A 21,644-nucleotide genomic window follows, 5' to 3' on the forward strand; every position below is an offset into this window, starting at 1 on the left:
TGGCCGTGCTGGGCTTGGCGTGTGCCTGGTGACGGGATCAGCACCGGCCGACAGGCGCGTCAGATACGGTGCCGCACCTGAACCGCGACTCGCCTCTGGACGCTAGCCCCGCGTTCGGCGCCTCACGACCTCGCTACGGCCTCCACTGACGAAGCTGACCTCTGCCCGCGGCAGGTTTCGATCTTGGGCGCAGTATTGGCTGGCGTGCTCAGAAACTACAAACTGATCTAAGAAGGGGTGTGCCCGCAATTCGATGGCATACGGGCGAGTAGGCCGGATCGCCGCTACGGTGAGCGTGGTGCGGAGGTGAGACCCGCCTGCCCGCCCAGCGCGGTGCAGGCCGCCGCCCGCGCCGCAGTCAGCGGGCCAGAGGGATGATCCTGCGGAACCTGCCGTCGGCCGACTGCCCGGCGGCTTGTCTGCGCGTTCCAGTCCGACGCGCTCGGCCAGCAGGGCCGAGTTTGTGATGCCCAGGTCGATCATGTCGCCAGGTACGGCGCGCTCATAGCGACGGGCGCGGATCGCGGCGCCGGTGAGGGAGCCGCAGTCGGCCAGAATGGGCACGCCGTGGCGGCGTAGGACGCGGGTGATGGTCCAGGCCGACACTCCCATGGCCGGGGCGATGCAGGCGGGCCGAGTCCCGCAGGTGGGCGCGGGCGGTCAGCACCTTGGTGGCGTCGGGGGTGCGGTGCCGGCAGGAGCGGGGCCGCTGCGCCGTTCGCGCAGGCCGTTCCAGCCCTCTGCGCGGAACCGGCGCATCCACCGATGCCCGCACCGGCGGCAGGCCCCGAGCTCAGCCCACACGCGCGACCGGGCGACCGCCGTACACGACACGGCGAATCAGCAGGTATCCGCCATGAAACGTCAGCCAGGCGTCAGCGTGACCCATCAAGATCTCCGAGTGGTGGTGAAGTAGGCAACTCCACTACGCCCGGAGACTTCCAGTTGATCAATGGCCCGAGACCGCGTGTCACCAAGATCTTGGCCACGTACACCTAAGGGGGGCCAGTGTAGAAACCGCCTCCTTGAAGTACGTGGCGTCGCTGGTGAAGGTCGCAGCAGACCTACCCTGCCCAGGTCGAGCCGCGCGAGTTCCGGTGCCTGCACCTGTCCAAGGGTGGACGCAAAGTGGATCGCTTCGGCCGACTCCGTCCGAGGCCCTGTTGGACACGACTCCCGCCCGGCTTGGCTGGTGCCACACAGCGGTGATCGTAGACACCCACCGCAAGTGCGATAAGGAGAAGTCCCATGCACGCTCAGCTCAAGGCTGCCCTGCTGACCGCAGTCACCGTCCTGGCCCTTGGCCCGGCAGCCGTCACGCTTCCCGCCGCCGCCAGTGTCGGCACGCCGACCGCTGCACAGCCGACCAGCATGCGACCCACCGCACTCACGGACGACACGTGCGGCCATTACACCAAGGGCTCAACGGAGTACTACCGCAACTGCAAGGACATCAGCGAGAGGATCTGGGTCACCTACAGGAGGTCTTCCGACAACCAGCATTTCTGCGTCCCGGCGAACAAGCAGGTCGAACTCGGCTACTACCTGAATGTCTACGGCGTCTATCACGACAGCTGGGGCTGCTGAGGCTCAGGTCGCCCGGGCTGAGCCAGGTCTGACGCTCGGTTCAGCCCGGAGCGGCCATCGCATCGTCGCGTCGCTTTGGGTCGGGCCTTCTACTCCGGCTAGTTCCCGAGATTCACAACGGACGTGCCCGATCGTGCCGGCAAGCACAGCCCGCAAACGACTTGCGTGTGAAGACCGAAACAAGCGACCTCACCGTAAGCGGTCCCGTTGCATGGCGCGCAGCAAGAAGATCGGAATGACATGGCTGTCGGGTCTGTCCAGAAGACGGAGAAAAGGAGCAGTTGTCAATGCCTGTGGATCGGGTGGGGTGGTCACCCGGGTAGCAGGGATATCCACCAAGCTCAGCAAGTTCGTCTTCGTAGTCGCAGGCAGCGACTGCGTCATGGCCTGCCTGCCAGGCGTGTTCAGGATCTTGGACACCGTATCGATGATCTGGTGGCTGGTAGCGTTCCCTCTTTCGATCTCCATCTTGATCGGTCAGGTGGGGAAGTCGGCCCCATCGTGGGTGCAGTTGTCATTGCGCCGGATCTCGATCTCCATGGTGCCGACGCGCAGCAGGCGGCCATCGCGTGTGGCGCCGGTGGCGCGGGCGGTCAGTTCGATCGCGGCCTCGTGGCTGGCGCCGCGTAGGAAGAGCGCGCAGTAGTCGTAGCGGTCGAGGTTGGTCATACGGCATCTTTCTCCTCGTGACGTTCCAAGCAGCACCCCGCGTTCGAAGCGGGCTCCCGCACGGACGAGGGCGACCAGGTGAGGGGCGTTCACCGCGCGCCAGCGAGCCTGGGCCGATTCGATGAGCTTGAAGGCCATCGCCAGACCGGCAGTGCGTGAGTCCGGCCCTTTGGTGACCTTGGTGCGGTGCCGGACGGTGGCGAAGGTGGACTCGATCGGGTTGGTGGTGCGCAGATGCACCCAATGCTCCAGCGGGTAGTCGTAGAAGGCAAGCAGTTCATCCAGGTCGTCGACGACCTTGGCGACGGCCTTGGGTACTTGGCGCCGTAGGCGGCTTGGAAGTCGGTCACCGCGGACTGGGCGTGCTCTTTGTCCTCGGCGTTCCAGATCTCAGCCAGGTGCTTCTTGGCTGACGGGTGGGCCGACTTCGGCAGCGCCCCCAGCACGTTTGCGATTTTGTGAAACCGGCACCTCTGCTCCCTGGCCTGCGGAAACACCTCTCGAAGCGCCGACCAGAAGCCGAGCGCGCCATCGCCGATCGCCAGCACCGGGGCGCGCATCCCGCGCCGGGCGCAATCGCGCAGCAGGTCAGCCCATGACTCGGTGGACTCGCGGTAGCCATCGGTCAGCGCGACGATTTCCTTGCGGCCGTCGGCGCGCACGCCGATCATCACCAGCAGGCACAGCTTGTGTTCCTCCAGTCGGATGTTGACGTGGATGCCGTCCACCCACAGGTAGACGTAGTCCACGCCGGACAAAGTCACGGGCGGCGAACGCGCGCTGCTCGCCCTTCCACTGCTCGGTGAGTCTGGTGATGACCGAGGCCGACAGGCCGCTGGCCGAGCCGAGGAACTGCACCGGCGCGGGGACGAAATCGCCTGACCACAGCCCATGCAGATACAGCAGCGGCTGCACCTCGGTGATCTGCGGGGTCTTGCGCGCCCAGGCCGGCAGGATCGCTGAGGAGAACCGTCGGCGCTCACCGCTCTCCTCGTCGGTGCGCTTGTCGTTGACCCTGGGACCGTGACCTCTACCGCACCAGCCGCGGTGAGGATCTCACACGGGGCGTGGCAACCGTTACGCATAACCAGGCTGCGACCGGCTTCATCGCGCTCACCGGCGAAGGCGGCAATGCTGCCTCCACCTCGGCCTGCAACGCAGCGGCGAGCATCTTGCGGGCACCCTCGCGGACGATCTGATCGATCGGCGAAGCCGAGTTCGGGTTGCGTCAGCGGGCGGCTCGGGCACTACGGTAAGCGGCACGGGTGTGCCGTGCCCTCCCGACCGACGCTGCAACGTCGGCCTTATCTCGGAACCATCATCGGATGATCCGGGAAGATACGCCCCTTCCTGGCAGATCCACAGGTTTCAATCATTGCTTCGACGGAAACCCGCGGGGTCGATGCGATCATCGCGCCCGCCCGGTCTTGTACATGGCGTCTGCAACAAGCACTGCCGGTATGGCGAGTGCGGCCATGGCCCAGCCGACGGCTGGTGGAAAGCTGCCACCCAGCAAACCGGCCAGCGGAGGGAAACCCACGAAAGCAAGCAGCATAAGTGCTTCGACAGCCACCGCCCAAAGCAGGAGAGGGTTGGCCAGTAGAGGCACACCCCACGCCCGATCTGTTTCGCTCCGGCAAGCGAAGGCGTTGGCGAACTGCCCCAAGACCGCTGCGGCGAAGGCGCTCCCGGAGGCCGCGGCCAATACTTCGGCGGAGGGCTCGACCCCGAGCGTCCAGCCACCCACGGCCAGCACCGTGAAGAAGGCAACCATCACGGCCAGCGCCTCGGTCGGGCCAAGCACCACGAAAACTCGGCGGAGCAGCCGCCGCTCGATCAACGCACCAGTGCGGGCGGCTCCACGCATTGCGCGCGGACTGGGCGGCTCCGCTCCGAGCGCGAGAGCGGGCAACAAGTCCGTCCCGATGTCCAGGGCGAGAACCTGCAGCACAGTCAGTGCTGGCGGAAGCGTGCCCCCGGACAAGGCCCACACCAGGAACGGTGTGAGCTCTGCGACATTGTCGGTCAGGTGATATGTGAGGAAGCGTCGAATGTTGGCGTAGGTGGAACGCCCCAATTCGATGGCGGTGACGATGGTGGCGAAGTGATCGTCCAGCAGCACCAGATCAGCGGCCTCACGAGCGACATCGGTGCCTGAAGCGCCCATGGCCACGCCGATATCGGCTTCCCGCAGTGCCGGCCCGTCGTTGACGCCGTCGCCGGTCATCGCGACCACGTGACCACGGCCGCGGAGGGCACGAGCGATGCGCAGCTTGTCCTCCGGGGTCACTCGGGCTACGACCACGCCATCTTGGTCAAGGACTTCACCCAGAGTGGCATCGTCTGCCGGCAGTTCCCGCCCGGTGAGTACGAGCGGCTTCCGCGCCAGCAAGCCGACCTCTTGTGCGATCGCTCGCGCAGTGCTGGGGTGATCGCCGGTGATCATGGCCAGCCTGATACCGGCCCTGCGGCACGTGACGATAGCCTCGGCAACCCCGTCCCTGGGTGGGTCCTCCAGCCCGACCAGTCCGAGGAGCGTCAGATCCTGCTCGGCCTGCTCAGCACTGCCGGTAGCAGGGTCATCAGCACGGGCCACCGCCAGAACTCTCAGACCGCTCGCGCTCATCGCCTCCAGAACCACCGCGGCCTCCGGCACGTCCCCGCATAGCGGCAGGACCGCATCCGGAGCCCCTTTGAGATGAAGCTTGCCGTCGACAACCGCCGAGGAGCGGCGGCGAACCGGATCGAACGGGTAGCGCCGGGTGACGACCTCCTCCTCGCAATACCCGGCGCGCAGGGCCAGCGCATGCAGCGCGACCTCCATGGGATCGCCGATGGCCTGGTGGCCGCCATTTGCGCGCACCAGCCGCCCAGTAGAGCACAGGACAGCCGAACGCATGATCTCGATGGCCACTTCAGGACGAGTCAGGTCAAGCGGTCCATTCGGTGTCCAAACCTGAACGACACTCATTTCGTTGCGAGTGATCGTGCCGGTTTTGTCGGTACAGATGAACGTGGCGGACCCGAGCGTTTCCACTGCTTCGAGATGGCGAACCAAAGCCTTGCGACGCGCCATCTGACGGGCGGCACGGGCCAATGACAGAGTGACGGTAGGAAGCAGCCCTTCAGGGACCAAGGCCACGGTGACGCCCAGCGCCAGCAGGAAGCCGTTGGAAGGGGACATGCCCAACAGCAGTGTGAGCCCGAAGAATGCGACTCCGACGCCGAGTGCGATAGCGGCGACAACTTTGATCACTTTGCTGAGCTCACGAGCCAGCGGGCTGGGAGGACGGCTCGCCGCTCTGGTCAGCTTCGCGAGGGCGCCCAGCTTGGTGTGCGCCCCTGTAGCCGTCACCACGGCCTCGGCCTGTCCTTCGACCACATAGGTGCCCGCGAACAGAGCTTCCGACTCCACCGGCCGTACGGGGACGCTCTCCCCTGTCAGCATGGACTGGTTGACCGCTAGGGAATGCGCCTGCACGATCTTGAGATCCGCCGAGATTCGGTCTCCTGACTCGAGCAGCACCAGATCCCCTCTGACCAGATCGGCAGCGCGCACCACAACACGGCGACCGTCGCGGCGGACCGTGGAATCAGCGGGGATGAGCTCGCGAAGCCGCTGGCCGGCCCGATCGGCCCGGTATTCCTGAGCAAAGGCGAAAGCGCCGTTGAACAGCACCACCACGATGATGGCGACCGCCAATTCCGGCAGTCCTGCCAGTAGCGCCAGCCCGGCGGCTACCCACAGCATGAGCGCGAAGAAGTGCACCAGTTCGCGTAGGAGGAGGAGCGCTGCTGAATTCCCTTCGCCCTCGGGCAGCAGGTTGGGGCCATCTGCGGCCAAGCGATAGCGAGCTTCGTCCGAGCTGAGTCCCTGGTATCCCTGAACAGGCACAGAGCCGTCCGAGGCATGGCTGGTCATCGCACACCTCGTTCTCCTACCACAGGGGGACCGCGCCCCACGCGACCCACTCTGCCTTCAGCTCTCCCCGCGCTGCTTCGGTCGACGCTCACGTTCTCGGCAGTGATCTGGTAAAGAGGCATATATCGGCCGCGACAAGGCGACTCGCCCCGCCACATGACCACGACGGAAGTCGTTCATCGCAACTCCTCACCGCGGGCAGGCGTTATTACAAAATTACTCAACCTTGGCAGGATCGCCTTGGTGCAACACCGCGTGGCTGGCTGACCGAGCACGCCGAGGCCTATCTCATCCTCGCACGGGACCGCTTCTTCACCCCGAGTCCTTCATCGGCTGACGCCCTCGCTGCGGGGCCGGGGCGGCAGTCTCACCCCCGCACGCCGCCCCTGGTGCGAGGTTCCTCGTTGGTGACGTGGCCGGTACACACCAGAACGGAACTAAGAGATCTCGGGGGTTGAGCAGCATGCGAACGAACAGTCGCGTTTAGCCGCCCCCAGAGCCCCGCTTACCGTTGATGGCTGTTCCGATGCCGTTGACCTGCGCGGAATCGTACTGCTCAGGGGTCGTCGAAGCTGTTTCCTCGTAACAGTTCGATCTTGAGCCTGGCCCGCGCTGATGGATGAGTCCTACCTTCTGGGCCCATGCCAGTTGAGTTCTTAAGCGATGAAGAGGCGGCCGCTTACGGCCGCTACGTAGGGGCACCGACGCGGGCCGAGCTGGAGAAGATGTTCTTCCTCGACGACGCGGACCGGAAGCTGATCGGGCGCCGCCGTGGCGATCAGCATCGGCTCGGGTTCGCCCTGCAGCTGACCACGGCCCGGTTCGTGGGCCGGTTCCTGCCGGACCCGCTGGAGGTCCCGGCTGAGGTGATCGACTATCTGGCCGGCCAGCTCGGGGTGACGGACGTCTCGCAGATCCAGCAGTACACCGAGCGGCGCCAGACGCAGCTCGACCACCAGGACGAGATCAAGAAGGCGTACGGGCTGCGGGAGTTCTCCCCGGTCGAGGCGGAGTTCACCGCGCGGGTGGATGCGCGGGCGTGGAACACCGGTGACGGCAAGAAGAACATCTTCATCGACGGGGTGAGCTGGCTGCGCACCAACAAGGTGCTGCTGCCGGGGGTGACCACGCTGACCCGGCTGATCGCCCGGGTGCGCGATGAGGCGATCGAGCGGCTACATCAAACGCTGTACGGCATCTTGTCGCCGCGACAGCAGGCGATCCTGGCCCGGCTGCTGGAGGTGCCGGAAGGGGCGCGCTCGTCGGATCTGGAGCGCTGGCGCAAGGGCCCGTCGGTGCCCTCGGGCCGGAACATGGAAAAGGCGCTGGAGCGGGCCGGGGAGATTCTCAGCGTCGGGCTTGGGGCGATGGAGCTGCCGCCGGGGGTGCCGCACCGGCGGATGGTGGATCTGGCCCGGTACGGGATGACCGCCACGGCGACCACGCTGCGCCGGCACGGCCCCTCGCGGCAGCTGGCCACGTTGCTGGCCACGGTCATCTACCTTGAGGGCAAGTCGGTCGACGACTGCCTGGACCTGCTCGATCTGCTGATGACGACCGAGCTGATCGGCAAGGCCGAGACCGCCACCGACAAGGAGCGCGCCCGCCAGCACCCCAAGCTCGCCCGGCATTCGGCCACCCTCGCGGTGGCGGTGGAGACGCTGCTGGAGGTCACCGAGTACGGCGAGGAGCTGCGGCTGGAGCAGGTGTGGGAGGCGATCGATGCGATCGTGCCGCGCCGGGAGCTGAAGGAGGCGGTGGCCGCGGTGACCGGGATGGTGCCGCCGCCGGACGCCGACGCCAATGGGCAGATGCGCGCCCTGCTGGCCGAACGGATCGCGACCGTGTCGGGGTTCCTCAAGACGCTGACCACGGTGATCGAGTTTGGCGCGAACGCCGAGGCGCAGCGGGTGCTGACGGCAATGAAGACGCTGCCGCGGCTGCTGGACGGCCGTAAGAAGAAGGTGACCGAGGACGACATCGACGTCGCACTGGTGACCGGGTCGTGGAAGCGGCTGGTGTTCCGGGCCGGCTCGCACGGCAGCACGGTGGACAAGAACGCCTACACCATGTGCGTACTGACCCAGTTCCACCGCCATCTCAAGCGGCGTGATGTCTACACCGAGGCCTCGGCCCGCTGGCGGGACCCGCGCGGCCAGCTGCTGGACGGCGCGGACTGGGCGGCGGCCAAGGGGCCGGCGCTGACGGACCTGCAGCTGCCGGAGCATCCGGAGACGCTGCTGGCCGAGCACGCGCTGGTGCTGCATCTGGCGCTGCGGGACGTGGCCGCCCGGCTCGGCACCGACGGCGTCGACGTCACCGTCGATGAGGAGGGGCGGCTGCACGTGGCGCCTGCAGGCGATGCCCGAGCCGCCGTCGCTGGTGGATCTGCGCAAGCGGGTGGCCAGCATGCTGCCCCGGGTGGACCTGCCCGAGTTGCTGCTGGAGGTGCCGGGCCGCGTCCCGGGGTTCGAGGCGGCGTTCACCTCGGTGGCGGGCGGGGTGAGCAAGCTGGCCGACTTCGGTGTCTCGGTGGTGGCCTGCCTGACCGCCAGCGCGCTGAACATCGGCTACGCGCCGGTCATCAAGGCCGGCACCGCGGCGCTGGAGCGGGACCGGCTCAGCCACGTGGCGCAGAACTACCTGTCGGCGGAGACGTTCTCGCTGGCCAATGCGCCGCTGATCGAGGAGCAGGCGAAGATCGGTTTCGCCCGGCAGCTCGGCGGCGGCTTGGTCGCCGCGATCGACGGCCTGCGGTTCGTGGTCCCGGTGCCGTCCATCTACACCCGGCCCAACCGGAAGTTTTTCGGCGGCAAGAGGGGCCTGACCTGGCTCAATATGGTCAATGACCAGGGTGCGGGGCTGGGCGCGAAGGTGGTCACGGGCACCGTCCGGGACTCGCTGCACATGATCGATGTGCTGTTTCGGCGCGACGGCGGGCAGCGGCCGGACATCATCGTGACCGACACCGGATCTTACAGTGACGTGGTCTTCGGGCTGGTGCATCTGCTGGGCATGCAGTATCGGCCGGCGCTGGCCGACCTGCCGGATCAGAAGGGCTGGCGGATCCAGGACGCCGACTACGGGCCGCTGGCGCGTTTTGCCCGCGGCAAGATCGACCTGGGCAAGGTGAAACGGCACTGGGACGACATCCTGCGGGTGGTGGTGTCGATCTACACCGGCCGGATCCGCGCCTACGACGTGATGAGGATGCTGCAGCGCGACGGCAACCCCACTCCGCTCGGGGACGCGATCGCCGCCTACGGCCGCATTTTCAAGACGCTGCACATCCTCACCTACGTGGTGGAGGAGCCGTATCGGCGTGACATCAAGGGCATCCGCAACCTGCAGGAATCTCGCCACGCCCTGGCAGGGAAGATCTTCCACGGCCGCAAGGGCGAGATCTACCAGCGCTACTACAAGGGCATGGAGGATCAGCTAGGCGCGCTCGGGTTGGTGCTCAACTGCGTCACGCTGTGGAATACCTTCTACATCGATCAGGTCCTGGCCCGTCTGCGGGCCTCGGGCTACTCGCTGGCTGAGGAGGATGTCGCCCGCTTGTCGCCGTTCGGCCGCCGGCACATCAACGTGATCGGCACCTACACCTTGTGCCCGACCTCGGCCCCGCGGGCGTGCGGGACCTGCGCGACCCGGATCGCCCCGACTGGGATGACTGACGCCGGCGGCGATGCCCGCGCGGAGTTGTTTCGTGGAAGCGGGAGCTGCGGGCGGCGGTGCACCAGCCGGTGCTGCGCGGCTGCGCAGATACCGAGCGGCGCTGCGGGTGGCCCTGCTGACGTGCGGGGCCACCCGCCTCGATGGGAAGCGCCGAGCGTTTTCGGGGCGTGGGCGGTTTATCCGGCCAGGGCGGCGAGTTTGAGGGCGGCGGCCGGGTCGATGCCCAGTTCGTGGGCTGCGGCCATGACCGCGTCGGCGGCGTTGGCCTGCTGGGCGAGGTGGCGGGTGGTGGCGGCCATGAGCTTGGCGGGGGTGTCGGTCGGCAGGCCGAAGTCGTCGGTGATGGCGCGCACGGCCAGGGTGACTGAGCAGACGCCGGTCTCGGGCAGGTCGAGCTGGACGTCGCGGGCAGCTGTCCAGTCGCCGGCCAGGGCGGCGATGACGGATCGGGCCTGCTCGTAGCCGGTGGCCAGGAGGAAGGTGGGGGCGCGGCCGTAGCTCTTCATCCCGATGGCGTAGTAGCCGGGCTCGGGATGGGCCAGCTCGTCCACGCCGTGCGGGCGGACGGTGCCGCAGGAGTGGTCGTTGGGGTCGATCAGCGGGGCGAGCAGGCGGGTGGTGCGGAGGATGGGGTCGAGGTCGAGCCGTAGTTCGGCGGCGATGGAGTGGTCCGGCCGGTAGCCGGTGGCGGCCACGACCTGATCGGCCTTGAGGATGCGGTCGGGGCTTGCGGGCTGCCGGGAGCGCAGCTCGACGGTGCCGTCGGTCAGGACGTGGACGGCGCCGACCTTGAAACCTGCGGCCAGGTCGATGAGGCCCTTGTCGACGAGCAGGCGCAGCCCGGAGCCGAGGGAGCCGCGGGCGGGCAGGGCGTCGGCCTCGCCGCCGCCGTAGGCGCGCTCCGGCGCATCCGCGCGGATGGCCCAGGTGACGCGGGTGCCCGGCACCTGCTCGGCCAGGTCGGTGAGCGCGAGGAGTGTGGTGGCGGCCGAGTGTCCGGCGCCGACCACGACCGTGTGCCGGCCGGCGAACCGGTCCCGGTCGGAGCCGAGCACGTCGGGCAGGGCGTGGTCGATCCAGTCGGCCGCCTGGCGTTCGCCGTGGGCGGGAAGCCCGTTGGCGCCGAGCACGTTCGGCGTCGCCCAGGTGCCGGAGGCGTCGATCACCGCCCGCGCGTGGATCTCGCTGCCGTCGGCCAGCCGGACGACGAACGGCGCGCTGTCGCGGCCTGCCGTGCGGAGCCGGTCGACGTCCAGGCGGCTGATCGCCGCCACGCGCGCCCCATAGCGGACGTGCGGAGCGATCGCGGGGTGACCGGCCAGCGGCTCCAAGTAGGCGTCGACGAGCTGCTGCCCGGTGGGCAGCGCCTCGGGGTCGGGTGCCGTCCAGCCGTAGGCGCACAGCAGGCGCACCGCGGTGGCGTCGGTGTTGTAGCGCCACGGGCTGAACATGCGCACATGGCCCCACTGGCGCACGGAGGAGCTGGCGACGGGCCCGGCTTCGACGACGACGAAGGGCAGGTGTCGTTCGGCCAGGTGAGCTGCGGCGGCCAGGCCCACGGGGCCGGCGCCGATGACGGCCACGGGCAAAGCGGTGTTCATCGGGCGAAGTCCTTTCCAAGGCGAGCGGTTCTGCGGAGCGGCGCCAGGGCCAGGCCGGAGACGGCGTACATCACCAGGCCGTAGGCCAGCACGGTGAGGCTGACGAGGGCCGCGTCGGCGGACAGGCCGGCGACCAGGAGGGCGAGGGACAGGTTGCGGATGGTGGTGGTCATGGCGACCGCCCGCCGGGCCGCCGGGCTGTCGAGGCCGGGAGTGGCATAGGCGGCCAGGCTGAGGAGCGTCAGCAGGGCGAAGGCGGCCCAGCCGGAGGCCGGGATGGCGGTCAACCGGTCGGCGGTGGTGAAGACGATGTAGAGGGTCGAGGTCACCAGCAGCACGTCGGCCACCCGCCTGCTGACCTTCTGTACCCGATCGGCGGCGCCGGGCGATCGGGCGCGCAGCCACATCCCGGCGGCGATCGGGATGAGCTGGGCCAGCAGCATCGCCATCACCTGGAGGTCCGCGTCACCTCCGACGGGTGCGCCCTCGTACGGTGCGGCCAGGCTCCAGGCGGGCACGGAGAGCAGGCCTGCGGCGGCGAGGGCGCCTTGCAGGCTCACTCCCAGGGCCAGGTCGCCGCGGGCGTGGTAGGTGAGCAGTGCTCCGGTGCCGCCGCCGGGCGCGGCGGCGGCCAGGATCACCCCGTAGGCGATCGCGCCGTCCAGGCTCAGCAAGCCGACGAGCAGGACCGCGATCGCCGGCACCACCACGACATTTACCAGCACGGCCGCCGCCAGGGCGAGCGGACGGCGCAGCAGTGCCGCGAAGCCGGCCGGCGTCAGCGAGGTGCCGACGGTCAACATGGTCGCCAGCAGCAGCACGACCAGCGCCAGGGTGATCAGCGGAGCATCCATGTCACAGGCCGTAGGCAGCCAGAACGCCTCCGGCGTAGGCGGCGATCGGCGCCGCCACGTGTTCGGCGTCGCGGTGCACGCCGCGCAGGGTGTTGGAGGCGAAGGAACGCTGGAACTCCAGGCCGACGTAGCCGAGCCCGAGGTGGGTGGTGGACAGGCCCCCTGTGTGCAGGGGCAACCCCGCCTCGTCAAGGGCGCCGAGCGGAGCCAGGTAGTCCAGATGCGGCAGGTAACCGGTCGCGTAGATCACCGCATCGACGCGCTCGCGCTCGTCGTCGGCCCAAATGAGGTGCTCGCCATCGAAGGCGGTGAACATGGGGCGGCGCTGCAGGCGGCCGTCGGCCAGGGCGGCGGCGTAGTCACCGGTGTCCATGACCAGGGTGCCGCTGGCGACGCGGGCCAGCCAGGCGGGCGGGAGCTGGTCGAAGCCAGTGGTGGTGTGCCAGTAGTGCACGTCCTTGCCGCCGACGATCTGCGGCATGAGCTGCAGCGGCTGCCGGGAGGCGATCGTGACGTCGGCCACCTCGGCCAGCTCGTAGGCGACCTGGACGGCGGAGTTACCGCCGCCGACCACCACGACGCGCTGGTCGGCGTAGTGCTTGGGGTTGCGGTAGTCGGCCACGTGCAGGGCTTGCCCAGGGTAGCCGTCCTGGCCCGGCAGGGCGGGGATGTAGGGGTTGCCGAAGGAGCCGCTGGCCGCGATCACGCCCATGGCGCGCAGGGTCTCCCCGGCGGCGGTGTGGACGAGGAAGCCGCCCGCGCCGTCGGCTTCCACCGCGGTGACGCGGGTGCCGGTGCGGATCTCGACGTCCAGGCTGTCGGCGTAGCGCTGCAGGTAGGTGACGACTTCGTCGCGGGTGGGGTAGTGGTCGCCGTCGCCGGGGAATTCATGGCCGGGCATGGTGCTGTAGCGGGCGGGCGAGAACAGGGTGAGGCTGTCGTAGTAGCTGCTCCACGAGCCGGTGGGTGCCGGGCCGGCTTCGAGGATGACGGGCGTGCGGCCGGCGGCGCGCAGGGCTCGGGCGGCGGCCAGGCCGGACTGGCCGGCGCCGATGACGATGGTGTCCATGCCGCCGGATCATATCCTTAATTCTCGAAGTGACAATATGAAAAATGTGGAGTCATCCTATGGAGATGGCGAGCGACATCGAGTTGACCGACGCCGCGCGCGGCTTCCTGAAGGCGATGGCCAGCGAGACGCGCCAGCAGATCATGATGCTGTTCGCCGGCGGCATCGAGCTGACCGTCGGCGAAGTGGCCGAGCGCATGTCGCTGGCCCAGTCGGCCACCTCCACCCACCTGGCGACCCTGCGCACCGGCGGCGTGCTGACCTCGCGACGCGAGTGGAAGACGGTCTACTACCGCGCCGACCCCACCCGGATCGGCAAGGCGCTGACCGACCTGTATTCCACCCTCAACGCCTGCTGCCCTCCCCCGGAGCAAGAGCCTGCCGGTGGATGTGGCTAGCGATCCACGGGCGGGCATGGCCGATCGCCCGGCAGCTCGGGCAGCCCCGCCGCGAGCACGACTGGACTCGCGACGCCATCGCCGGCGCCGCGACGTCGCGGCGCTGAGCAGCTTCCGGCCCGAGCCGTCGCTGGATTCGCTGATTAGGTAAGCATCTAATTTGACAAGCCTCTAAATTGTGTTGCACACTCAAGCCTACTTCGACGACTTTCAAAGCAGGAGGTGCGCATCATGCGCGCTCTGTTCCGCCGGTCCCGCCAGGCCCAGCACATCTCGTTCAACGAGGTCACCGGTGAGGTGTGCGACCCCACGTGCAACGAGGTCACCGGTGAGGTGTGCGACCCCACGTGCCGATCGCAGGCCGTCCTGGAGCGCGCCCGCGTCCAGGCCGCCACCCTGCTGTTCCGCTGACACCCGAAACCTGAGAGGAATCACCATGAGCGACAGCTGCTGTGGCACCACCGCCTCCCTCGAATCCGAGCAGGTCCTCACCACGGGCGACGCCGGCGCGCTGCCCGTGGTGGTGATCGGCGCCGGTCCGGCCGGCCTGGCCGCCGCCGCGCATCTGGCCGAACGTGGCCTGGACTTTCTGGTCGTGGAGGCCGGAACGCAGGTCGGCGCGTCGATCGCGCAGTGGGGCCACGTGCGGGTGTTCAGCCCGTGGAAGTACAACATCGACGCCGCCGCCCGCCGCCTCCTGGAGGCCGACGGCTGGAGCGCCCCGGACCCCGGCTGGCTGCCGACCGGCGGCGAGCTCATCGACGACTACCTCGCCCCGCTGGCCAAGCTGTTGGGCGACAAGGTACGGCTCGGCGCGAAGGTGAGCGCGATCAGCCGCCTCGGCTACGACCGGGTCCGCACGGCCGGCCGCGACGACGCCCCATTCCTGATCCGGCTGGCGGACGGCAGCGAACTGCAGGCCCGTGCGATCATCGACGCCTCCGGCACCTACACCAGCCCGAACGTGCTCGGTGCGAGCGGCCTGCCCGCCCACGGCGAGGAGAGCATCGCCGCCGACCACCTGATCGATCACGCGCTGCCCGACGTGCTCGGCACGGACCGCGACCGCTTCGAGGGCCAGCGGGTGCTGGTCGCCGGTGCCGGGCACTCGGCCGCCACCACGCTGCTCGCGCTGGCCGAACTGGAGCACACGCCGATCACCTGGGCGATCCGGGCCGGTGACGCCGCCCGCACCTACGGCGGTGGCGCGGCCGACGCGCTGCCGGCCCGGGGTGCGCTCGGCACCCGGCTGCGCGCCCACGTGGACTCCGGCCGCATCCGGCTGCTGACCGGCTTCTTCACCCACCGCGTCCACGCCACCGGCCAGGGCGTCGAGGTGGTCAGCCGCGACCCGTCCGGCCGCGAGCAGAGCGTCACCGCCGACCGGATCGTGGCCGCCACCGGCTACCGCCCCGACCACTCCATCGCCGCCGAGCTCAGGCTCGATCTGGACCCGGTGCTCGGCTCCACCCGCGCCCTGGCCCCGCTGATCGACCCCAACCAGCACTCCTGCGGCACCGTCCCCGCCCATGGCGTGGATGAGCTCACGCACCCCGAGCCCGGCTTCTACACGATCGGCGTCAAGAGCTACGGCCGCGCACCGACGTTCCTCATGGCCACCGGGTATGAGCAGGCCCGCTCGGTCGTGGCGGCGCTGGCCGGGGACTGGGAGGCGGCCCGCGACGTGCAGCTCGACCTGCCCGAGACCGGCGTGTGCTCCTCCGGCCTGGCCGAGGCCCAGGAACAGCGGGTTGGCCTGGCCACCGGCATCAGCGGCGGCCTGCTGTCCACGCCCCTCCCGCTGGCCACCGCCGGCGCGAACACTGAATCCGGCGGCGGCTGCTGCGGCTGAAAGGAACACCGCTGATGTCCGACGGCTACCCGACCGCCGCCCAGAAGGAGGCCTTGCGCCTCATCTGCGACCACGAGCCGATGCCCGCTCACCGGCTGGCTGAGGCCCTGGTCACCGCCCGCAGGCCCAGCCCCAACGCCGGCTACGCGAAGGCGATCGCCCGGATGGCGGGCACTCTCGCCTGGCGGCTGCAGGCCCAGGGCTTCATCGCCGACACCCGCGCGGGCGGGTTGGCGACCACGGCCGAGGGCCGAGCGCTGATCGCCTGTCCGGCATGACTTCCCCCACCGAGACCGCCGCCCTCCACCAGCAGGGCGGCGGTCCGCCACGTCCCGGATACGGCTGGCGGGTCGTCGCCGCGCTGGCCGTCACCCAGACCATCGGCTACGGCGTGCTCTACTACGCCTTCTCCGTCTTCCTCGCCCCGATGGCCCGCGACCTGCACGCCACGCCTGCGCAGATCGCCGCGGCGCTCACCCTGTCCGTCTTGATCGCCGCGGTGTGCGCGCCGCGGGTCGGCCGCCTGCTAGACGCCCGCGGCGGGCGCGTCCTGATGACCGCCGGGTCGCTGCTGGGCACCGTGGCGGTGCTGGCCTGGTCGCGGGTGGAGAGCCTGCCGCAGTTGTATACGGTGTTTGTGCTCGTCGGCGTCGCCTGCTCCATGGTGCTGTACGAGGCGGCGTTCGCGGTCATCGTTTCCCTGTTCGCCGGCAACGAGCGCGGCCGGGCGAACGGGCTGCTGGCGCTGACCATCGTGGCCGGGTTCGCCTCCTCGATCTTCCTGCCGCTGACCGGGCTGCTGGTCGACCGGTACGGCTGGCGTACGGCACTGGTGGTCCTGGCTCTGATCTACGGGCTGGCGGCGATCCCGGTGCATGCCCTCGTGCTGCGCCGCGCCCGTACAGCGAGAACGCAGGCACCGGCCGCGGCGCAGGAGCGAGCCGCCATCGTCAAGGCGGCCACCCGCGCCCGGCCGTTCTGGCTGCTGGTGATCGCCTTCACCGCCAACGGCGGCGCGGTCGCCACCGTGGCGGTCCTGCTCATCACCTACCTGATCCACCTCGGCCACCCGCCCGTGCTGGCCGCCACGCTGGCCGGGCTGCTGGGCGTGCTGTCGGTGACCGGACGGCTGATCACCACCGGCCTGCAGACCCGGCTGCCCGTCGCCCTCATCGCCGCCGCCATCTTCGCCCTGCAAGGCGTGGCCGCCCTCCTCCTGCCGCTGATCGGCCGCAGCGTCGCCGGCGCGATCGGCGCGGTGCTGCTGTTCGGGCTCGGCTTCGGCATCGCCTCGATCACACTGCCGCACCTGCTGGTCGGACGCTACGGCACCGCCGCCTACGCCAGCCTGGCAGGCCGCATCGCCATCTTCTCCGTCGCCGACAAGGCGCTGGCCCCGCTCGGCGCGGTCGCGCTCGCCGAGGCCGCCGGCTACGGCTGGGTGATGGGCGCGGTGGCCGCCGCGTGCTCGGTGGCTGCGTTCGCGCTGCTCGCCTACCATCGCCTACAATTTAGATCGGCATCAAATTAAGGAGTCGCGTCATGGCCGCCCCCGTCACCATCCAGTGCTGCGCGCCGATCGCTCGCGAGCCGTTGGCCGAGGCCGAGGCGGCCGAGCTGGCGACCCTGCTCAAGGCCGTCGCCGACCCCGTACGGCTGCGGCTGCTGTCGATGATCGGCTCCCACGCCGGCGGCGAGGCGTGCGTGTGCGACCTGACCGACTCCTTCGACCTGACCGCCCCCACCATCAGCCACCACCTCAAGGTGCTGCGCACCGCCGGGCTCATCGACGGCGAGCGGCGCGGCACCTGGGTCTACTACCGGATCATCCCCGAAGTGGTGAACAAGCTCGGCGCCCTTTTCGCCCCGCTCGCCGCACCCGCTCCAGCGGGCCGCCCGGTGGACGTGGAGCTCATCACCGTATGACCGGCGCGGCACGCCTGGCCGATGTCGTGGTCATCGGCGCCGGGCAGGCCGGGCTGGCGGTCGGGTACTACCTGCGGCGGGCAGGCGTCGACTTCGTCATCCTGGACGCGCAAGAGGCCCCCGGTGGCGCCTGGCAGCATGCCTGGCCGTCGCTGCGGCTCTTCTCGCCCGCGCAGTACAGCTCGCTGCCCGGCCGGATGATGCCGATCCCGGCCGACGGCGGCTATCCAGACGCCACCCATGTCGTCGCCTACCTCACCGACTACGAGCAGCGCTACCGGCTGCCGATCATCCGCCCCGCTCCGGTGCGGGCCGTGCGACGCGTGGCTGACCGCCTCGCCGTGGACAGCAGCACCGGAACCTGGCACGCCCGCATCGTCGTCAGCGCCACCGGAACCTGGTGGCGCCCGTACGTGCCGCACTACCCCGGCATCCGCGACTCCGCGGCGAGCAACTGCACACCGCCGGCTACCGCGGCCCCAACTTCTTCCACGGCCGCCGGGTGCTGGTCGTGGGCGGCGGGAACTCCGCCGCGCAGATCCTGGCCGAGCTCTCCCAGGTCGCCCAGACCACCTGGGCAACACTGCGCCCGCCCCGGTTGCTTCCCGACGAAGTGGACGGCCGCGCCCTGTTCGACCTGGCCACCCGCCGCCATCGGGCCGCCCTGGCAGGGGTTGAGGCCGACGGTATCGGGGACCTGGGCGACATCGTGGCCGTCGCGCCCGTACGCGAGGCCCGCGACCGGGGCGTGCTCAAGGCAGAGCCCATGTTCTCCCGCATCACCCCTGGCGGAGTGGCGTGGGCCGACGGCAGCACTGCGGCCTTCGACGCGATCGTGTGGTGCACGGGATTCCGGCCCGCCTTGGCCCACCTGGCCCCGCTGCGTCTGCGCGGCCCCGGCGGCGCGATCCCCACCGGCGGCACCCGCGTCCTGGCCGAGCCGCGCCTTCACCTGCTCGGCTACGGCGACTGGACCGGCCCCGCCTCGGCCACCCTCGTCGGCTCGGCCCGCACGGCCCGGCAACTTGCCGGTGAGCTCACCACCCAGTTGTAGGACGCCGCACTGAGGCATGTCGCCATCTCACTGATTCGATTTACGTCTATCTTGACGCACATCGAAATAACGTGAGATCGTATCTCTTGATTAGACATCCATCTAAGCGTCTGGGTGGCGGCCACTGCTGTCCACGCCAGCGAAGGAGACCATGATGACGAATCAGACCAGCGGCGGCTTCACCGGCGACCTGGCGGAGGCATTCGCCCCGGCTGCCGACGGAGGCTGTTGCGGAGCCGCCGCCGCTACCGGCGCGAGTGATGCGGATCAGGCGGCCGCGGCCACGGGCTGCTGCGGCAGTCCGGCCGCGGCGCAGGAGGCCGCACAGGCCAGCTGCTGCGGCCAGGCCCCGGCCCCCGCCGCCCAGGCCAAGAACGCCACGGACGCCACGTCCGCCGGATGCTGCGGATGAGCTCCACGCTCCCAGGCACGGAGCGGCCCGCGGCCGGCCTGGCGACCCTGCTCGAAGCAGTGTCGGCGCAGCGGATGCAGTCCACGGTGCGTGAACTGGCCGACGACCGCTACACCGGGCGGCGGGTAGGTACGCCCGGCGGCCTGGCCGCCGCCACCTGGCTCGCCGAGCGGCTCGGCGAGCTGGGCGCCGCAACAGACCTGTCTGGCTTCGACGTGGCGAACGTCCGCGAACTGTACGCCACGCCCGTCCTCGAATGGAGCACCGGCGGGCAGGCGCAGCGCCTGGAGCACCGCCGCGACTTCGTCGAACACCTCGCCTCCGCCGACCTGCCGCACCCGAACTCCGCGCCACTGGCCCATCACTCCGACGCCGACCTGCGCGACCGGTGGGTGCTGGCCGAAGCCGGCAACTGGGCGCAGGCGTGCGAGCGAGCCGAGGCCCACGGCGCCGCCGGGGTGCTGACCGTGCGCGGCGCCGATGCCGAGGGCTGGATGCCCAAAATGATCGCCGGACCGCCAACCCGGCAGGTGCCCGTCATCGCCCTGCACACCGAGGTCCACGCCCATCTGGCCGAAGCCCTGGCCGACGGCCCGGTCCAGGTGACCGGCTCGATGCCGCTGCGACAGATCACCACTCGCGGCCACAACGTCCACGCCCGCTTCCCCCACCCTGCTCAGGGCGATGCGAGCCGGGTACGGGTTCTGCTGAGCGCGCACTACGACGGCGTCGGCGACGACCCCGACCGGCGCCTGCCCGCGGCAGCGGACAACGCCTCCGGAGTGGCCGCGGTCCTGGAGGCCGCCCGCGTGCTGGCCGCCGCTCCGCCGCCCGGGGCGCTGGAGCTGATGGTGGCCTTCCTGGACGCAGAGGAGGCGGGCGCATGGGGCTCGGCCCACCACGCCCCCACCCTGCCGCCGGACACGCTCGTGATCAACCTCGACGGCGCCGCGCACCTGCACCAGGCCGCCGCCGTCGAAGCGGGCGGACCCGCCCACGCCCTGCTCGCCACCCTGGACCAGGCCGCCCGCCTGACCGGCGTGCCCTTGCGGGCCGGTGCGATGGCCTCCGACAACCGCCGCTACGCCGCCGCCGGCCTGGCCGCGATCGGCATCGGCATGGGCATGCCCGGCTACCAGACCCCCGCCGAAACCCCCAACCGCGTCCAGGCGGACACCCTGCCGGCAGCAGCCCGGTTGCTGGTGGCCACCGTGTGGCACCTGGCGCCCTCGGCCGCCTCAGCACCGTGACGGGCGTGCGCCGCGCCATGGTGAGAGCGGGATCGTCATGAACGCGCGTCGGCCTCCGGCGGTGAGGGCGACGCCTCCACCGGCACTCCTGGCGTCCGCTGCGGGACGGACGAAGGCTGGGTGGACGGGGGCGTCGTCGCCGGCAGCGTCACGACAGGCGGCTCGGCGGGCTCGCCTTCTACGCGACGGGCAAGCTGGCGGCGCGCCAGTGTGATGGCGGCGTACAGACCGGCCGCGGCGGAGGCCACCTGCAGGATGCTGGTGAGCAGGTCGAGAATCTGCATGACGTTCTTTCTCATGAAGGCGAGCACGCCGTCAGGCGGCCCGCAGCGGTACAGCTGCTCCCAGCACAGCGGCAACCGAGGGTGACCAGCCAGATCAGGGGCCAGGCGCAGACCGAAGTGATGCCAAGGCCGATCGTCCGGGGCCGCCTCGGGCGGGCCGGCCCCGGATCGGCGGCCATTCGGGGCCGTTTGGGCCAGGGGCGTCTACGCTGTGATCCCCGGGCGGACGTCGGCGCCGCCGACGAGGTCAAGGAGCGTACGCTCGTGAAGGATGCCGCATCGGCCGGCGCCTTAGCCAAGCCTGACCGGCCACTGGCCGATCCCGGACAGGTGCAGACCCTTCAACAGCTCGCTCAAGCACTGAGCCTGCTACTCGCCGGTTCGGGACTGTCGATGCGGCAAGTGGCGAGCCGCACCAGGCACGATCCTGTGCCGGTGGCACGCGAGACCGCAGGCAAGATGCTGCGGGGGGAACGTCTGGCCAGCAAGGCCGTCACCCTGGCGCTGGTGACTCACCTAGGCGTTGCGGCACCAGACCTCGCGGCCTGGGAACGCGCCTGGCAGCAGGCGTTCTTGGACGAGGGCGGAGTACGCACCGCGCCACCGCGCGGTCAGATGGCCGAGCTGCGCGAGCTCGTCACCGAGCTCCGCGAAACCGTCCAGGCTCAGCAGGACAAGCTGAGCAGGCTGAGTGACCAACTGGCCGACCTTCAACGCTCCCCGGCCGGCGCCGCGCCTGCTTCTGCGAGTGCGGCGAGGTTCTCGCAGTTGTCACTGACGCTTCAGATGCAGATGGAACAGGCCGCGGCCCAGGTGGCGCGGCAAACCGTCGCCGAACTGGCGGCTGACCTGGTGCGCCGCCATCCGAAGCTGGAGGTGGATCTGCTGGTCTTCATGCAGGAGATCGCCCGGGTTGCGGCGCGGGACTACCTCAAGGAACTGGCTGCCGAGGTGGCGCGGCGCAACCCGAACCTTGAGATGGATCTGCTGCTTGTGATGCAGGAGGCGGTTGCCCCGACGGGGCGTGAGGTGGTCGGGGAGATCGCCCGAGGCATCACCTGACGGCATCCATCCGGCGGCGCGGGACC

General features: G+C 69.8%; 18 protein-coding genes and 4 pseudogenes. 13 read left to right on the plus strand and 9 right to left on the minus strand.

Features of this window, described 5'->3' with window-relative positions; genetic code table 11:
- Nucleotides 1-660: 660 nt before the first annotated feature.
- Nucleotides 661-834 (minus strand): leucine zipper domain-containing protein, encoded by a 174-nt coding sequence (locus ACBI99_RS43935; RefSeq protein WP_372455439.1) that lies wholly within the window; start codon nucleotides 832-834, stop codon nucleotides 661-663.
- Between the two features lie 414 nt (nucleotides 835-1,248).
- On the opposite strand from ACBI99_RS43935, the gene ACBI99_RS43940 reads away from it, so the two are divergent.
- Nucleotides 1,249-1,587, plus strand: coding sequence for a hypothetical protein (locus ACBI99_RS43940; RefSeq protein ID WP_219517795.1), 339 nt, complete (start codon nucleotides 1,249-1,251; stop codon nucleotides 1,585-1,587).
- 189 nt (nucleotides 1,588-1,776) lie between these two features.
- On the opposite strand, the gene ACBI99_RS43945 is transcribed toward ACBI99_RS43940, so the two are convergent.
- The 4 genes and pseudogenes from ACBI99_RS43945 to ACBI99_RS43960 all read right to left on the minus strand — a co-directional run bounded on the left by ACBI99_RS43945 (nucleotide 1,777) and on the right by ACBI99_RS43960 (nucleotide 6,178).
- Nucleotides 1,777-2,007: a hypothetical protein gene (locus ACBI99_RS43945; protein WP_375075187.1), complete on the minus strand. Its 231-nt coding sequence runs from the start codon at nucleotides 2,005-2,007 to the stop codon at nucleotides 1,777-1,779.
- 57 nt (nucleotides 2,008-2,064) lie between these two features.
- Complete coding sequence (locus tag ACBI99_RS43950) at nucleotides 2,065-2,256, minus strand: hypothetical protein (protein WP_375075220.1); 192 nt, start codon at nucleotides 2,254-2,256, stop codon at nucleotides 2,065-2,067.
- A 225-nt stretch (nucleotides 2,257-2,481) separates the two neighbouring features.
- A pseudogene (locus ACBI99_RS43955) lies at nucleotides 2,482-3,341 on the minus strand (transposase); the annotation flags it as partial.
- A gap of 323 nt (nucleotides 3,342-3,664) precedes the next feature.
- A complete protein-coding gene (locus ACBI99_RS43960; RefSeq protein WP_375075188.1) occupies nucleotides 3,665-6,178 on the minus strand; it encodes a cation-translocating P-type ATPase in 2,514 nt (837 codons plus the stop codon).
- A 641-nt stretch (nucleotides 6,179-6,819) separates the two neighbouring features.
- Here ACBI99_RS43960 and ACBI99_RS43965 point away from each other — a divergent pair.
- A pseudogene (locus ACBI99_RS43965) lies at nucleotides 6,820-7,320 on the plus strand (DUF4158 domain-containing protein); the annotation flags it as partial.
- A 1,267-nt stretch (nucleotides 7,321-8,587) separates the two neighbouring features.
- Nucleotides 8,588-9,721: pseudogene (locus ACBI99_RS43970) on the plus strand (transposase); the annotation flags it as partial.
- 311 nt (nucleotides 9,722-10,032) lie between these two features.
- Here the strand turns inward: ACBI99_RS43970 and ACBI99_RS43975 are convergent.
- From ACBI99_RS43975 to ACBI99_RS43985, 3 genes are read right to left on the minus strand one after another with little or no spacing between them, the layout of a single operon-like run.
- Nucleotides 10,033-11,457: an FAD-dependent oxidoreductase gene (locus ACBI99_RS43975; protein ID WP_375075189.1), complete on the minus strand. Its 1,425-nt coding sequence runs from the start codon at nucleotides 11,455-11,457 to the stop codon at nucleotides 10,033-10,035.
- Nucleotides 11,454-12,311 carry a hypothetical protein gene (locus ACBI99_RS43980; protein ID WP_375075190.1) on the minus strand — a complete coding sequence of 286 codons (858 nt, stop codon included), beginning with the start codon at nucleotides 12,309-12,311 and terminating at the stop codon, nucleotides 11,454-11,456. Before ACBI99_RS43980 ends, ACBI99_RS43975 begins: the two co-directional genes overlap by 4 nt.
- Before the next feature lies 1 nt (nucleotide 12,312).
- A complete protein-coding gene (locus ACBI99_RS43985; protein WP_375075191.1) occupies nucleotides 12,313-13,380 on the minus strand; it encodes a flavin-containing monooxygenase in 1,068 nt (355 codons plus the stop codon).
- A 65-nt stretch (nucleotides 13,381-13,445) separates the two neighbouring features.
- Here ACBI99_RS43985 and ACBI99_RS43990 point away from each other — a divergent pair, with 65 nt between their 5' ends.
- The 9 genes and pseudogenes from ACBI99_RS43990 (at nucleotide 13,446) to ACBI99_RS44030 (ending at nucleotide 20,272) form a co-directional block, all read left to right on the plus strand.
- Nucleotides 13,446-13,778 carry an ArsR/SmtB family transcription factor gene (locus ACBI99_RS43990; RefSeq protein WP_375075192.1) on the plus strand — a complete coding sequence of 111 codons (333 nt, stop codon included), beginning with the start codon at nucleotides 13,446-13,448 and terminating at the stop codon, nucleotides 13,776-13,778.
- Between the two features lie 231 nt (nucleotides 13,779-14,009).
- On the plus strand, nucleotides 14,010-14,189 hold the full coding sequence (locus ACBI99_RS43995; protein WP_375075193.1) for a hypothetical protein: 180 nt from the start codon (nucleotides 14,010-14,012) through the stop codon (nucleotides 14,187-14,189).
- A 25-nt stretch (nucleotides 14,190-14,214) separates the two neighbouring features.
- A complete protein-coding gene (locus tag ACBI99_RS44000; protein ID WP_375075194.1) occupies nucleotides 14,215-15,630 on the plus strand; it encodes an FAD-dependent oxidoreductase in 1,416 nt (471 codons plus the stop codon).
- Nucleotides 15,631-15,644: 14 nt separating this feature from the next.
- Nucleotides 15,645-15,908, plus strand: a complete 264-nt coding sequence (locus ACBI99_RS44005) for a hypothetical protein (RefSeq protein ID WP_375075195.1) — start codon at nucleotides 15,645-15,647, stop codon at nucleotides 15,906-15,908.
- Complete coding sequence (locus ACBI99_RS44010) at nucleotides 15,905-17,161, plus strand: MFS transporter (protein WP_375075196.1); 1,257 nt, start codon at nucleotides 15,905-15,907, stop codon at nucleotides 17,159-17,161. Before ACBI99_RS44005 ends, ACBI99_RS44010 begins: the two co-directional genes overlap by 4 nt.
- An 11-nt stretch (nucleotides 17,162-17,172) precedes the next feature.
- Nucleotides 17,173-17,556 carry an ArsR/SmtB family transcription factor gene (locus tag ACBI99_RS44015; RefSeq protein WP_375075197.1) on the plus strand — a complete coding sequence of 128 codons (384 nt, stop codon included), beginning with the start codon at nucleotides 17,173-17,175 and terminating at the stop codon, nucleotides 17,554-17,556.
- A pseudogene (locus ACBI99_RS44020) lies at nucleotides 17,553-18,610 on the plus strand (ArsO family NAD(P)H-dependent flavin-containing monooxygenase). Before ACBI99_RS44015 ends, ACBI99_RS44020 begins: the two are co-directional and overlap by 4 nt.
- A gap of 151 nt (nucleotides 18,611-18,761) precedes the next feature.
- Nucleotides 18,762-19,022 (plus strand): hypothetical protein, encoded by a 261-nt coding sequence (locus tag ACBI99_RS44025; protein ID WP_375075198.1) that lies wholly within the window; start codon nucleotides 18,762-18,764, stop codon nucleotides 19,020-19,022.
- Nucleotides 19,019-20,272, plus strand: a complete 1,254-nt coding sequence (locus ACBI99_RS44030; RefSeq protein ID WP_375075199.1) for a M28 family metallopeptidase — start codon at nucleotides 19,019-19,021, stop codon at nucleotides 20,270-20,272. The genes ACBI99_RS44025 and ACBI99_RS44030 overlap by 4 nt, the downstream gene beginning before the upstream one ends.
- A gap of 35 nt (nucleotides 20,273-20,307) precedes the next feature.
- Here the strand turns inward: ACBI99_RS44030 and ACBI99_RS44035 are convergent, their stop codons facing one another.
- A complete protein-coding gene (locus ACBI99_RS44035) occupies nucleotides 20,308-20,571 on the minus strand; it encodes a hypothetical protein (protein ID WP_375075200.1) in 264 nt (87 codons plus the stop codon).
- A gap of 66 nt (nucleotides 20,572-20,637) precedes the next feature.
- On the opposite strand from ACBI99_RS44035, the gene ACBI99_RS44040 reads away from it, so the two are divergent.
- Nucleotides 20,638-21,618, plus strand: a complete 981-nt coding sequence (locus ACBI99_RS44040) for a hypothetical protein (protein WP_375075201.1) — start codon at nucleotides 20,638-20,640, stop codon at nucleotides 21,616-21,618.
- Nucleotides 21,619-21,644 lie beyond the last annotated feature (26 nt).

The sequence above is a fragment of the Nonomuraea sp. ATR24 genome, assembly GCF_041950485.1.
Taxonomy (GTDB): Bacteria; Actinomycetota; Actinomycetes; order Streptosporangiales; family Streptosporangiaceae; genus Nonomuraea; species Nonomuraea ceibae.

Excerpts from the sequence above, each read along its gene's own strand:
- ACBI99_RS44010 (WP_375075196.1), top strand. The coding sequence starts at position 15,905 with ATGACTTCCCCCACCGAGACCGCCGCCCTCCACCAGCAGGGCGGCGGT.
- ACBI99_RS43985 (WP_375075191.1), bottom strand. The coding sequence starts at position 13,380 with ATGGACACCATCGTCATCGGCGCCGGCCAGTCCGGCCTGGCCGCCGCC.
- ACBI99_RS43980 (WP_375075190.1), bottom strand. The coding sequence starts at position 12,311 with ATGGATGCTCCGCTGATCACCCTGGCGCTGGTCGTGCTGCTGCTGGCG.
- ACBI99_RS43990 (WP_375075192.1), top strand. The coding sequence starts at position 13,446 with ATGGCGAGCGACATCGAGTTGACCGACGCCGCGCGCGGCTTCCTGAAG.
- ACBI99_RS43960 (WP_375075188.1), bottom strand. The coding sequence starts at position 6,178 with ATGACCAGCCATGCCTCGGACGGCTCTGTGCCTGTTCAGGGATACCAG.
- ACBI99_RS43950 (WP_375075220.1), bottom strand. The coding sequence starts at position 2,256 with ATGACCAACCTCGACCGCTACGACTACTGCGCGCTCTTCCTACGCGGC.
- ACBI99_RS44015 (WP_375075197.1), top strand. The coding sequence starts at position 17,173 with ATGGCCGCCCCCGTCACCATCCAGTGCTGCGCGCCGATCGCTCGCGAG.
- ACBI99_RS44030 (WP_375075199.1), top strand. The coding sequence starts at position 19,019 with ATGAGCTCCACGCTCCCAGGCACGGAGCGGCCCGCGGCCGGCCTGGCG.
- ACBI99_RS43940 (WP_219517795.1), top strand. The coding sequence starts at position 1,249 with ATGCACGCTCAGCTCAAGGCTGCCCTGCTGACCGCAGTCACCGTCCTG.
- ACBI99_RS43995 (WP_375075193.1), top strand. The coding sequence starts at position 14,010 with ATGCGCGCTCTGTTCCGCCGGTCCCGCCAGGCCCAGCACATCTCGTTC.
- ACBI99_RS44025 (WP_375075198.1), top strand. The coding sequence starts at position 18,762 with ATGATGACGAATCAGACCAGCGGCGGCTTCACCGGCGACCTGGCGGAG.
- ACBI99_RS43975 (WP_375075189.1), bottom strand. The coding sequence starts at position 11,457 with ATGAACACCGCTTTGCCCGTGGCCGTCATCGGCGCCGGCCCCGTGGGC.
- ACBI99_RS44035 (WP_375075200.1), bottom strand. The coding sequence starts at position 20,571 with ATGAGAAAGAACGTCATGCAGATTCTCGACCTGCTCACCAGCATCCTG.
- ACBI99_RS44005 (WP_375075195.1), top strand. The coding sequence starts at position 15,645 with ATGTCCGACGGCTACCCGACCGCCGCCCAGAAGGAGGCCTTGCGCCTC.
- ACBI99_RS44000 (WP_375075194.1), top strand. The coding sequence starts at position 14,215 with ATGAGCGACAGCTGCTGTGGCACCACCGCCTCCCTCGAATCCGAGCAG.